General features: G+C 59.9%; 12 protein-coding genes and 1 pseudogene. 12 read left to right on the top strand and 1 reads right to left on the bottom strand.

The window, feature by feature from the left end; translation table 11 throughout:
* From QOL82_RS20625 to QOL82_RS20570, 12 genes and pseudogenes are all read left to right on the top strand, one after another.
* A partial coding sequence (locus tag QOL82_RS20625) for an integrase core domain-containing protein (protein ID WP_283444193.1) occupies nucleotides 1-136 on the top strand: 136 nt, incomplete at its 5' end.
* A gap of 10 nt (nucleotides 137-146) precedes the next feature.
* On the top strand, nucleotides 147-389 hold the full coding sequence (locus tag QOL82_RS20620; RefSeq protein WP_283444187.1) for a transposase: 243 nt from the start codon (nucleotides 147-149) through the stop codon (nucleotides 387-389).
* A 375-nt stretch (nucleotides 390-764) separates the two neighbouring features.
* A complete protein-coding gene (locus QOL82_RS20615; protein WP_283444186.1) occupies nucleotides 765-1,745 on the top strand; it encodes a Bug family tripartite tricarboxylate transporter substrate binding protein in 981 nt (326 codons plus the stop codon).
* 390 nt (nucleotides 1,746-2,135) lie between these two features.
* Nucleotides 2,136-2,603, top strand: coding sequence for a helix-turn-helix domain-containing protein (locus QOL82_RS20610; RefSeq protein WP_283444185.1), 468 nt, complete (start codon nucleotides 2,136-2,138; stop codon nucleotides 2,601-2,603).
* Nucleotides 2,603-3,136, top strand: a pseudogene (locus QOL82_RS20605) (IS630 family transposase). The gene QOL82_RS20610 and the pseudogene QOL82_RS20605 overlap by 1 nt, the downstream one beginning before the upstream one ends.
* Before the next feature lie 178 nt (nucleotides 3,137-3,314).
* The gene (locus QOL82_RS20600; RefSeq protein WP_283444184.1) at nucleotides 3,315-4,706 is read left to right on the top strand and encodes an MFS transporter; all 1,392 of its coding nucleotides are present in this window, start codon (nucleotides 3,315-3,317) and stop codon (nucleotides 4,704-4,706) included.
* 16 nt (nucleotides 4,707-4,722) lie between these two features.
* Nucleotides 4,723-6,270, top strand: a complete 1,548-nt coding sequence (locus QOL82_RS20595) for an acetolactate synthase large subunit (RefSeq protein ID WP_283444183.1) — start codon at nucleotides 4,723-4,725, stop codon at nucleotides 6,268-6,270.
* A 147-nt stretch (nucleotides 6,271-6,417) separates the two neighbouring features.
* The gene (locus tag QOL82_RS20590; protein ID WP_283444182.1) at nucleotides 6,418-7,773 is read left to right on the top strand and encodes an aldehyde dehydrogenase family protein; all 1,356 of its coding nucleotides are present in this window, start codon (nucleotides 6,418-6,420) and stop codon (nucleotides 7,771-7,773) included.
* A gap of 159 nt (nucleotides 7,774-7,932) precedes the next feature.
* Complete coding sequence (locus tag QOL82_RS20585; protein ID WP_283444192.1) at nucleotides 7,933-9,165, top strand: aromatic ring-hydroxylating dioxygenase subunit alpha; 1,233 nt, start codon at nucleotides 7,933-7,935, stop codon at nucleotides 9,163-9,165.
* Between the two features lie 2 nt (nucleotides 9,166-9,167).
* On the top strand, nucleotides 9,168-9,644 hold the full coding sequence (locus QOL82_RS20580) for an aromatic-ring-hydroxylating dioxygenase subunit beta (protein WP_283444181.1): 477 nt from the start codon (nucleotides 9,168-9,170) through the stop codon (nucleotides 9,642-9,644).
* 11 nt (nucleotides 9,645-9,655) lie between these two features.
* On the top strand, nucleotides 9,656-10,639 hold the full coding sequence (locus QOL82_RS20575; protein ID WP_283444180.1) for a PdxA family dehydrogenase: 984 nt from the start codon (nucleotides 9,656-9,658) through the stop codon (nucleotides 10,637-10,639).
* Nucleotides 10,636-11,649: a CDP-6-deoxy-delta-3,4-glucoseen reductase gene (locus QOL82_RS20570; protein WP_283444179.1), complete on the top strand. Its 1,014-nt coding sequence runs from the start codon at nucleotides 10,636-10,638 to the stop codon at nucleotides 11,647-11,649. The genes QOL82_RS20575 and QOL82_RS20570 overlap by 4 nt, the downstream gene beginning before the upstream one ends.
* Here QOL82_RS20570 and QOL82_RS20565 read toward each other — a convergent pair.
* Nucleotides 11,646-12,422: an IclR family transcriptional regulator domain-containing protein gene (locus tag QOL82_RS20565; RefSeq protein WP_283444178.1), complete on the bottom strand. Its 777-nt coding sequence runs from the start codon at nucleotides 12,420-12,422 to the stop codon at nucleotides 11,646-11,648. The genes QOL82_RS20570 and QOL82_RS20565 overlap by 4 nt on opposite strands.
* Nucleotides 12,423-12,799 lie beyond the last annotated feature (377 nt).

Raw genomic sequence — 12,799 nt, 5'->3', positions numbered from 1 at the left:
ACGATACGAAACACGGGAGCAAGCCAGACTCGACATCGTGGACTGGATTGAAGGCTTTTACAACCGACAGCGCCTTCATTCTTCCATTGGCTACCGTACTCCGATGGAGGTTGAAAACATGTTGAAAGCTGCATAACCTGCTGTACGTGAAACCGAGGCAGGATCATAAAGACAAGCCGATCTCCGAGGCCCAGCAGCGGCGCAACCATCGCATCGCCAAGACGCGTGCACGCATCGAGCACGTGTTCGCGGGCCTGGCACAGATGGGCGGCAAGACGCTGCGCTCTATTGGCCTGGCACGCGCAAGGCTGCATCTGAACTGGAAGGTCGCTGCTTACAACCTACAGCGCCTCGTCTATCTGAAGGAGGCCGGGGTCGAGGCATTCTGATGCCCGAGGTCCGTCTGGACCGCCAAAAACGAGCATCACCGCCTGAAAAAGAGGTCGGGAAAGGACGACGCTCGCGCGTTGCTGGTCACATTCAAACGCTTGGCTCGCCGACCGTGGCGAAATCACGGGTTATTCGAGGTGCCCTATTGTTCGAAATGCGAATGCATGCTCTCGCGCCCCAGCCCGACTGTCCTAGAACTTAGATTTGGGAGGGAGGTAGCGCTTACCGTACGCCTGCTTTACCGGTTCGTTCGCTAAGCGAACGAATTGCGGTTGGCGGTTGACAATATAAACTAAGTTACCTTAATTTCTCTTCACGAGCAAGACGGGCGCAGATCCGGGATGCATAACAGTCCATCGTCAAGGAAGAGACCAATGAAACGAAGGCTATTCTCCAGGGTGCTTCTAGCTGTCTTGGCCGCCGGTCCATGGCTGGCTGCGTGGGCTGACGCCGCGTCTGGTTTTCCGGCCAAGCAGATCAGGATTATCGTGCCATTTTCCGCAGGCGGCACCGCCGATGTGCTGCCACGTCTAATCGGACAGAAACTAGGCGACAAATGGGGACAGCCTATCATTGTCGAGAATCGGCCTGGTGCCGGGGGCAATATCGGTGCCGAGGTGGTGGCCAAGGCGCCAGCCGATGGCTACACGCTGCTTGCGACGCCGCCGGCGCCCCTGACCATCAATCAGTATCTATACAAGGGCCTGACGTTTAGCCCTGAAAAATTTGTGCCGGTTACCGTGTTGGCGGCAGTGCCTAACGTGCTGGCGGTGCGGACGACGCTGCCATTTGCAACGGCGGCGGAACTCATCACCTATGCACGCCAGAATCCGGGCAAGCTCAATGTGGCGACCCAAGGCAATGGCACAACCTCCCATCTGACGGCAGCAATGTTTGCCGCTCAGGCTGGCGTGCAGGTGACCTATATTCCTTACCGCGGAACCGCGCCTGCACTGACCGACTTGATGGCCGGGCAGGTCGACGTATTCTTCGACAACATCAGTTCCATGTATCCGCAGCATGCGGCAGGAAAGGCACGGATTCTGGCGGTCACGGGCACGAAACGTAGCTCACTGCTGGCACAGGTGCCTACCGTGGCAGAGGCTGCGCTGCCCGGTTTCGATGCGTCGACCTGGTTTGGTATCGTCGCGCCGCCGGGTACGCCGCAGGCGATTGCAGACAAGCTGCAGGCAGCTGTCGCGGAAGTGTTGGCCATGCCGGACATGCAGCAGCAGTTCCGTGAACGTGGGGCCGATATCGTTGCCGGTACGCCTGGCGAAATGCGCAACTTCATGGCGTCCGAGCGTAAGCGCTGGAAAACTGTCATAGAAAGCGCCAATGTCAAGCTGGACTAGGCAAGGTCTGGTCACCGGCTAGATTCGGCGGCACGGGATACGCCAGCGACCCGCGCCAAATTGTTAACGTCCGTTGTTAATGATGAACTCGACGCTGCCTTGCCTTGCCTATGTTGGCCCGGCTCAGGTGTTCGCATTGCGATGCTGGACACAGGCGCAGCTAGCTGTTGGAAGTGGGAAGCACTGCTTTCAACCAATTCTGGTTTACTAAGGAAGGCTGGCAGAAATCTATTTCGGATTTCTCTACTCCGCATCCGCCGTTCGTGCTCCGCAGGAGAACAACCTAGAGGAATGGGTACTAAACACGGCCATCATCCGGCACTATTTGAGCTAAGTAATCAAGCGAAATTTGCTGTCAAAGTCTGAAGGAAGTTTTCGGAGGCTGATAGCATGAAACGTCTCGAACTGACTCCGGTGGAAATTCGCACATTGCGCGACATGGGAATTTTCCATAGCCATCCACGTACCCGGATGCGGGCTCAAGCCATTGTGCGGTTGAACCAGGGATTGACGCTACAGCAGGTGGCAAACGAGTTTGCAGTGCACCTGAACAGTGTCGAGCACTGGCGACAGCGCTGGAACAAGGACGGATTGACCGGCTTGTACGAAGGGCATCATTCCGGACGTCCTCCGAAATGGAACGAAGCACAGCAGCAAGCATTGCGTGACCTGGCCAACCAGCAAGGCGGCAAGGCGGGTGCGCTGCTGCGTCATATTAGGCAGAGCGGGCAGCAACCATCAGTGAGCGTCTATACGATTAAGCGGTACTTGAAGAGCGCGCAAATGCGCTACAAACGGTGCCGATACAGCCTTAAAAAAAACGGGACAGAGACGCCTTTGACCGCGCCAGAGCCGTAATCGAGTCGCTGCAGCAGCGAGCGGCGGCGGGGCAATGCGAACTGTTTTACTTTGACGAATCGGGCTTTAGTCCCAATCCACCCATACAGTACGGCTGGTCTCGTATCGGCCAAGTGCGCAGTGTCGAGCCACAATCACATCGCCAACGGGTCAACGTGCTGGGCGCGCTACGCTAGGACGGCAAACTGGTCTGGAGCACCCAACAGCGGCCGACGGTGCGTGACGACGTCATTGCCTTCTTCGACCGCCTCAGCGAGGCGCCCCATTCAAGTCCACGCATTGTGGTTATCGATAATGCTGCCATTCACAAGGGGGATGCCATGGAAAGCAAACGCCAGCAATGGGCTTCTCAAGGGTTGTACCTGTATTACCTCCCGCCATACAGCCCGGAACTCAACCGGATAGAGATTCTCTGGAAACAGGCCAAATACTATTGGCGGAGATTCTGCAGCTTACAAGGCGACGAACTGCTTAACGAGGTCAATTCCATCTTCAACGCATTTGGAACAGACTTCACAATCAATTTCGCATGATTACTTAGGAACATTTGACCAAGGCTTTGGCGTGCATGTTCGCTTTGCGAACTTCTGATGCCATTTGGTTGACGCCTGTCTTCTGTCTTACTAAGGTCTTCTACCTTGATTCAACCCATTCAGGTCGACCGCCCGCGCATCCACAAGAGGCGGCGACCTTAACGATAAGGAGACTGCAGTGAACACAGGCCCGTTAAGCGTGTCCGAAGTAATTGAATCACGCAAGGTCAGCGCGTATCAGTATATGGTCGTGGTGCTCTGTGGCCTTGTGCTCTTCATTGACGGCTTCGATACGCAAGCCATCAGCTACATCATCCCGTTGCTCGCCAAGGATTGGCATATCGCGCCCAAACTGCTTGGCCCAATCTTTTCGTCTACCCTTATTGGTTTGATGGTCGGTTATCTTTTCGTTTCACCGCTCTCCGACAAGTACGGGCACAAGCGCGTGATGATCATTGCAACCTTCCTGTTCGGCGTATTCACTATTGCCACGGTCCTGGCCACCAATATCACCGAGCTGATGGCCTTGCGTTTCATTACCGGCGTGGGCCTGGGAGCAGCTGCGCCGAGTGCAATCGGTCTCACAGGCGAATACAGTCCGCAGCGGCTGCGCGCCACCTTCGTGCTTGCCATCTACTGCGGCTTCTCGTTGGGTTTCGTCGTGGCCGGTTTCGTCGCCGGCGAGCTGCTGCCGCGCTTCGGCTGGACCTCGCTGTTGTGGGTGGGCGGCGTCGCCCCTGTTCTGCTGAGCCTGCTGCTGTTGCTAATGCTGCCCGAATCCATCGCCTACCTGGCCCGCAGTAAGACACGCAAGGACGAACTGATTGCAGTCGTCCGCCGTATTTCCCCGGCGCTGCAGATAGACCGCAATACGGCCTTCATGGAAGCTCAGGGTGATGCCAAGAGGGCCGCCATCTCCAACCTGTTCAAGCATGGCCGCAACAGCGGTACGCTGCTGCTGTGGCTCGTGTTCTTCATCAATCTTGCCGTATTTTATTTCATGCAGAGCTGGCTGCCGACCATACTCACCGGGCTTAAATATCCGCTGGAAACCGTCGTGTGGCTCACAGCGCTGCCGACCATCGGCGGCATCCTGGCGGCATTTGTTGTCGGTCCTGCGATGGACCGGATCGGTCCTTATATCTCCATCGGCATCCTCTACGTCTGCGGCGGTCTGTTCATGGCATTTACTGCTGCCATGTTCACGGCCTCGCTGCCAGTGCTGATGGTGGCGATTTTCCTGGCAGGATTTTGCGTCAGCGGCGGGCAGAAAAGCGTCATCGCGCTGGCAGCCGTGTTCTATCCGACCGAGATACGCTCAACTGGCGTCGGCTGGGCTCTTGGCATCGGCCGCCTCGGCGGAATCGCAGGGCCGTCGGTTGTCGGCCTGCTGATCAGTGCGCACTGGACCCCAACCGAGATCTTTTACGGTGGCGGATCGATGATCCTGTTCGCCGGATGCTGCATTTTCCTGATGGGCCGGCTGTACCGGCGCAATGGCAAGGCAAATACCGGGCAAGATGCAGACGATCTTTCGACACCTGCGACGGCCGAGCCTCAACTTAAATAATCGCAGAGGATGAGTTATGAATGGCGCTGAAAGCTTGGTCAGCACGATGCTGGCAAGTAACGTCGATGTCTGTTTCGCCAACCCCGGCACGTCCGAAATGCATTTCATCGCAGCGCTGGACAAGGTGCAAGGCATGCGCTGCGTGCTCACGTTGTTCGAAGGCGTGGCAACAGGCGCGGCCGATGGCTATTTCCGCATCAGGCAAAAGCCGGCCAGTACCTTGCTGCATCTTGCGCCCGGCTTGGCGAACGGGTTGGCCAATCTGCACAATGCCAAGAAGGCCGGTTCGGGAATCGTCAATATCGTCGGTCAGCATGCGAGCTTCCACCTGCAGTACGATGCGCCACTGAGCGGCGATATCGAAGGCGTCGCAAGGCCCATGTCACACTGGGTGCGCACGTCGGAAAGCGCCGCAATGGTGGCGCGTGACGGCGCGCAGGCAATTGCCGTGGCGCGCGGTACGCCGAACCGGATTGCGACGCTGATCTTGCCCGCTGATGCGTCCTGGGGCGCGGCCGGACCAGCAGCGGCCCCCGAGGCGCCCGCGGCAGCGCTGCCGCCCGACCCCGTCGCGGTGGACGCAGTCCTTGCCGCACTGCGCGCCGGCGGTTCCACCGTGATCTTGCTGGGAGGCGCAGCCTTGCGCGGCAACAGCCTTGAATGGGCCGGGCGGATCGCCGCCAGCGCCGGTTGCAAGCTGATGTGCGAAGGGCAGAATGCGCGCATCGAACGCGGCGCCGGGCGAGTGCGGCTAGAACGACTGTCCTATGACGTCGCCACCGCAATAGCCACGCTAACGGGCGTGCAAAACTTGGTGCTCATTGGCGCGAAGACGCCGGTTGCCTTCTTTGCCTACCCCGACCAGCCCAGCTTGCTGGTGCCGCCCGATTGCCGGGTGGTCACGCTGGCGGGCAAAGACCAGGATATTGAAGCGGCTCTCGAGGCGCTGGCTGCAGAGTGCGGACTGTCGATGTCGTCACCTGTGCATCTCGAGCCATTCCAGCCGCCGGCATTGCCCGGCGGGCCGGTAACCCCGGACGGCATCGCCGCAGTGCTTGGCGCGTTGATCCCGCCGCATGCGGTCGTGGTCGATGAATCGATCTCGGTCGGCCGTGGCTTCTTTCCATTGACCAACACGGCTGCGCCACACGACTGGATGAATAGCATGGGCGCATCTCTTGGCTATGCGTTGCCGGTGGCAATCGGCGCTGCGCTGGCCGCGCCCGAGCGCAAGGTCATTGCGTTGGTCGGTGATGGCAGCGCGATGTACACGCTGCAGTCGCTGTGGACCATGGCGCGCGAAAGGCTGGATGTGACCATCGTGATCCTGGCCAACCGCTCATACAATATCCTGCGTAGCGAACTGACCAAGATTGGGGTCGGGATTCCGGGGCGCACTGCGCTGGACATGCTGACGCTAGCCGACCCGGACCTTGACTGGGTCGCGCTTGCCAAAGGCCACGGCGTGCCGGCGGAGAGCGCACATGATTTGGACGAATTCGCTGCCCAGTTCGCTCGCGGCTTAGCTGCCGACGGGCCCTATTTAATCGAACTGGTGATCTGACAACCGCATCAACCGGCCGGTCGGCCCAGCCGGCATCAATCTACAAGGTGATTTGACATGACAAGAGAATTAGCGAGCGCCTTTGCGACAAAAAACTACTTCCACCTGATTGGCGGCTGCCTTGAAGGCAGCGATGCCGCCTTCGGCGTGGTCAATCCGGCCACCGGCGAAGTCTTCGCGCAATGCCCAGATGCATCACGGGCCCAATTCGAGCAAGCGGTCGATGCCGCGCGTCACGCGTATGTTAACTGGAGCCGGATGAGCTTCGAGGAACGGCGCCGCATGCTTGCCCGCCTGGCCGATGCAATGGAAGCCAGGCTGGAAGAGATGGCCACGCTGCTGACACTGGAGCAGGGCAAGCCGATTGCAGCAGCCCGGGCCGAGATCGAGCGCGGCATCGGCATCATCCGCCATCTGATCACCATTGTCATCGAGCCGGAAGTGCTGCGAAACGATTCGGGCGGCCGGGTCGAGTTGCGGTACAAGTCCCTAGGCGTGGTCGGCGGGATCGCGCCCTGGAACGTTCCCATCGTCCTTGCCGCGCCCAAGCTTGCATCGGCCCTCTACACCGGCAATACGATGGTGCTCAAGCCATCACCGTACACCCCGCTGACCACCCTGCTGCTGGGTGAGATTGCCTGCGATATCCTGCCGCCCGGCGTACTCAACATCCTGGCTGGCGGCAACGAGCTCGGGCAATGGATGACCGAGCATCCGGGCATTGACAAGATCACGTTCACCGGTTCGATCGCTACCGGAAAGAAGGTCATGGCTTCGGCTGCCGCCAACATGAAGCGCGTTACCCTCGAACTGGGAGGCAATGACGCCGCCATCGTGCTCGGCGATGTGGAGCCGAAAGAGATTGCGCGCCGCATCTTCCAGGCCGCATTCGCCAATTCAGGGCAAGTATGCCAGGCGATCAAGCGACTGTATGTGCATGACGACGTCTACGAGGCGCTGCTGACGAAATTGGCGACCATTGCCCGCCAGGTCAAGGTTGGCGATGGCCTGGATGAGGGCGTCGACTATGGGCCAATCCAGAATCGGACGCAGTACGAGCGGGTGCTGGAGATCCTCGACGACACGGCACGCCAGCCGGGCGTGCGCATTCTGGCTGGTGGCCATGTGATGGACCGGCCAGGCTATTTTATCGAGCCGACCATCGTCGCCGGCATCGGCGAAGGGACGCGGCTGGTGGACGAGGAACCATTCGGTCCAGTGCTACCGGTTCTTCGTTTCTCCGATATCGACGATGCGGTGACGCGGGCAAACGACAGCCGTTTCGGGCTGGGTGGCTCGGTATGGACCAAGGACCTTGCGATGGGCGCGGACATTGCCGCGCGCCTTGAAACCGGTGTTGCCTGGGTCAACCACCATCTTGGCGTATCCGCCGAATATCCGTTCGGCGGGGTCAAGGAATCCGGGGTCGGCCGCGCAAATGGCGTGATGGGACTCAAACGAAATATGGAGCCACAGCTCATTGTCTTGCCCGCTGGTAGCTAGGCGGGGATGCCCACTTGGGCAGAGAAGGGCATTCCATTTGTTCGCGCTTCGAACAAACAGTGCCATTCCGTTGACCGCAACTTCCACAGATCCTAGACTTCCTTCGTATCAGCTTGCCTACAAGGAGCCATTCAGATGAACAGCACCATATTGCACGACATGCGAGCCCAGCCCTTGCCTGCATGGTCGGAAGACACCACCCGGGTCCCTTACTGGGTCTATCAGGACGACACGGTGCGCCGCGTCGAACAGCAAAAGATTTTTGCCGGACCGACCTGGAACTATCTGTGCCTGGAGGCGGAGATCCCTGCGCAAGGCGACTTCCGCACGACCTTCATCGGTGAAATGCCAGTGATCGTGGTTCGTGGCCCGGACGAAGAAATCTATGCCTTCGAGAACCGTTGCGCACATCGCGGCGCACTGATTGCGCTGGAGGATGGCGGCAATGCGGAAGACTTCACCTGCGTCTACCATGCATGGCGCTACGACCTCGAAGGCAACCTGAAGGGCGTGGCATTCCAGAACGGCGTGAACGGCAAGGGCGGCATGCCGGAATCGTTCTGCATGGAAGAGCATGGTCCGCGCAAGCTGCGCATCGCGACCCTCAGCGGCCTGGTGTTTGGCAGCCTGGACGACGACGTGCCTTCGATCGAGGATTATCTTGGCGAGGAGATTGTCAGCCGCATCGAGCGGGTGTTGTGCAAGCCGGTCAAGGTGATCGGCCGTTTCCGTCAGCAGTTGCCGAACAACTGGAAGCTCTATGTGGAAAACGTCAAGGACACCTACCATGCGAGCCTGCTCCATGTGTTCTTCACCACGTTCCGGCTGAACCGACTGTCGCAGAAAGGCGGCGTGATCGTCAGCGAGAGCGGCGCTCATCATGTCAGCTATTCCGCCATCGATCCGGCCGAAGCCAAGAGCGCGGACTACAGTGCCGAAAAGCTGCGCTCGGACAAGGATGGTTATGCGCTAGCTGACCCGAGCATGTTAGACGGTATCGACGAGTTCGGCGACGGCGTCACGCTGCAGATCCTGTCGGTCTTTCCTGGCTTCGTCCTGCAGCAGATCCAGAACAGCCTGGCCGTGCGCCAGGTGCTGCCGAAAGGGCAGGAAAGCACCGAGCTGAACTGGACCTATCTGGGCTTTCAGGACGATACGCCTGACCTAGAAATGATGCGCCTGAAGCAGGCCAACCTGGTCGGGCCGGCAGGCTTCGTTTCAATGGAAGATGGCGCCGTCGGCGGATTTGTCCAGCGCGGCGTTGCCTGCGCACCGGACGAGCGGGGCATCATCCGGATGGGCGGCGAGGGCATTGAAAGCTCGACTTACCGGGCAACTGAAACCTCGGTGCGCGGCTTCTGGCACGCCTACCGTTCCTACATGGGGATCTGATCATGGCCACCGATATCACCTATGAAGGGCTGAACGTTCTGAACGCCGATTACGCCGGCTGCATTGATGACGACATGCTGGAGCAGTGGCCGTCATTCTTTACCGAAAAGTGCTTGTACAAGATCACCACGGTGGAAAACTACCGCAGTGGTATGCTGGCCGGCTTGGTGTATGCGGACAGCCAACGCATGCTGAGCGACCGCGTGACCGCGCTGCGCGAAGCCAATGTCTATGAACGCCAGCGCTACCGGCACGTGATCGGCATGCCGCGCATTACCGGCCGCGATGACCAGGGCGTGACGGCCGAAACGTCATTCCTGGTCGCGCGCATTATGCGCGGCGGGCGAACCGACCTGTTCGCCAGCGGCAAATACGTGGATCGGGTGACAGCCGATACTGCCGGCGAGCTGAAGCTGGCGCAGCGCATCGTGGTGTGCGACAGCGACAGCTTTGACACGTTGGTCGCGATTCCCTTCTAGCGGAGCTCTCCATGCAAAGCAGAATCGCTATCGCCATTGGCGACCCGAATGGCATTGGCCCGGAAATCGCGGTCAAGGCGGCGGCCGGAGCAGTCAGCGGCACATTGCAGGCCGTGCTGGTCGGCGACGAACATGTGATCCGGCATTACGCGCAGCGGCATGCCGCTGGCCTGGCGCTGCAGCCGTTCGACGCGGCGATGCCGGTGGTGGGAGGGCTGAGGTATGTTGCAGTCGATGTCCTCGCGCAGGCCGACTTCAAGCCGGGTACGGTCTCGGCGGCAGCTGGCCGCGCTACGGTCGCCTATGCGGCAGAAGCGGTGCGCCTGGCGATGGACGGCGCCGTGCATGCGGTGGTCGGCTGTCCGCACTCTGAAACCGCGATTAACAGCGCAGGCATCGCTTTTTCCGGTTATCCGCAACTGGTGGCGGAGCTGACCAGTACGCCGCCTGAAAAGGTATTTCTGATGCTGGTCGCTGCCGGCTTGCGCATCGTCCACGTGACCTTGCATGAAAGCGTACGCACGGCGCTGGCGCGGATCGATGTCGACCTCGTCGTACAGGCTGGCCTTGCTGCGGCAAAGGCGGGCAGGGCACTTGGGCTGGGCGAAGTGAAACTGGGCGTATTTGGGATTAATCCACACGCTGGCGAAGAAGGGCTGTTCGGCGACGATGATGAGCGTATCAGCAAGGTAGCGGTAGGCCGCCTGCGGGAATTGGGCATCGCCGCTGACGGTCCCCTGGGCGCCGACCTGCTGCTGGGCCAGCGGCGCCACGACATCTATCTGGCGATGTTCCACGACCAGGGCCATATCCCGATCAAGCTGCTGTCGCCGCTGCGCGCCAGCGCCCTGACGGTGGGCACGCCGGTCCTGTTTTCAAGCGTCGGCCATGGTAGCGCATTCGATATTGCCGGGCAGGGCGTTGCCGACCCGGTGTCTGTGATTGAAACGCTGGCGCTGCTGCAACGCGCTGCAGAAACCCGGGATCCAGCATGAGTTACCTGATACGCGTAGCGCAGTCCGACATCGAATTCGAATGCGCCGAAGGTGCGACCATACTCGAGGCGGCTAGGAAAGGCGGCTACGAGCTTCCTTATTCGTGCCGCACCGGCATCTGCGGCAGCTGCAAGGGCCACCTGGTCAGCGGCAATGTCGACATGCCGGGCACAAGCGAAGCGCTGAGCGCGGAAGAAAGGGATGCCGGCTACACGCTGTTCTGCCAGGCGAGGCCGACATCCGATGTGGAGATCGGCGCGCGGTCCATCAACAAGCTGGACCCCAACGCCCATCAACAAGTCGACGCCAAGGTCTACAAGCTGACCCGCATCGCGAACGACGTGACCGTGCTGCAGCTGCGCTTCCCGGCCGGCAAGCGGGTCCGGTTCAAGGCCGGCCAGTATCTTCAGGTGCTGATGGCGGACGGATCGCGCCGCAGTTACTCGATGGCCAACCCGCCACACCAGAACGATGGCGTCCAACTGCACATCCGCCACCTGCCGGGCGGCCGCTTTTCCAGCTATCTCGAATCGACGGCTGCGGCCGGCGACATCGTGAGGGTGGAAATGCCGTTCGGCGATTTTTACCTTCGTGAGGATACTGGCAAGCCGCTGGTGTTCGTCGCCAGCGGGACCGGTTTTGCGCCGATCAAGTCGATTCTCGAAGACATGTTCAAGCGCGGCGCGCCGCTGCGGCCGATTACCTTGTATTGGGGTGCGCGACGAAAGGCCGATTTGTACCAGATGGAGCTGCCCGAAAAGTGGGCAAAACAGTATTCCGACTTCCGCTTCATCCCGGTACTATCCGAGGAAGACGATGGCGCGAGCCGCACCGGCTTTGTCCACCAGGCGGTCGTCGAAGATTTCCCATCGCTGGCAGGGCATGAAGTGTATGCGTGCGGCGTGCCGGCGATGATTACTGCGGCGCGTAAGGACTTTACCGGCCTATGCGGCTTGCCGGTCAATGCGTTCTTCTGCGACGCTTTCGTGACCGAGGCAGCGCAGGATTAGAGCATCGAGGCCAGCATCCGACGCGCGCTTTCGAGCTGCGGCAACAGCGTCTCCAGCATCGCGTCCAGCGTATAGCGGTGCACTGAGGCCACAATGCTCATAGCTGCGATGGTGCGGCCATGGTTGTCGCGCAACGGGATCGCAATTGAGCGCACGCCCAATTCCAATTCTTCATCGGATACCGCATAGCCCTGCCGCCGTGCATCTTCCAGCAGGCTCAGCAGCGCCGGCATCTCGGTGCAGGTATGCGGCGTGAGCGGCAGGCGCCTGGTGCGCTGCAGCCTTTCCTGAGCGTCTTCCGGCGGCAGTGCTGCGAGCAGTATCCTTCCAGTCGCTGCGCAGTACGCAGGAAGCCGCGAGCCCAAGCCAAGTCCGTTGGTCAGGCTGCGCCGCGTCGCCGCACGCGCCAGGAACACAACATCAGTGCCGTCCAGCACAGCTACTGAACTCGACTCATGCGTACGCTCGCTGATCGATTCCAGGATTGGCTGGACGATTTTCGATGTCGTGGTCGAGGTCACATATGCGTACCCGAGCCGCAGCACTCGCGGCGCTAGCCGGAACAGCTTGCCATCTGACTCGACGTAACCGAGCCGCTGTAGCGTCAATAGTGAACGGCGCGCCGACGCCCGGCTATGCCCGGTAATTTCTGCAGCTTCGCTCAGCGTCAGCGGACGGTTCATGATGCCGAAGGCTTCGATAACGGACAGGCCTTTTTCCAAGCCGGCCACATATTCCTTGTCGTCACTGGAACGGGTATCTTTGGTGGTCATCGCTTTTGTCGGTCATTGCCCTCCCAGCATTGTACCGGTGCATTCAATGCTGGTCGGGTGGTAGCTGGCATGACCCGGGGTACGTGCGCGGAAATGGCAGGACAAGCAATGCGACCAAGGACTGTCTGCGTCCGGCAAAAAATCATATAAATATGCGTAGCACGGCGATCCGTTCGCAGGGTGAAGTATATTGTTTGCCTTCACTCGACTGCATTCGCTCTCTACCGGCACAGTCCGGTTAGTGATGACGCTCCAGATAAACCGGTGAAGTTATTGTGGCACTCGCCGCTGTCACCGATGGACGAGCGGTCGGAATGATAGCTGCTGTTGCCACCATTGAAATGCCTCCCACTGCCCCGCCTCGCCATCATTAGCGA

This window comes from Noviherbaspirillum suwonense, assembly GCF_900182955.1.
GTDB classification, from domain to species: Bacteria; Pseudomonadota; Gammaproteobacteria; order Burkholderiales; family Burkholderiaceae_D; genus Noviherbaspirillum_A; species Noviherbaspirillum_A suwonense.
This window is presented reverse-complemented; position numbering and strand designations above follow the sequence as displayed.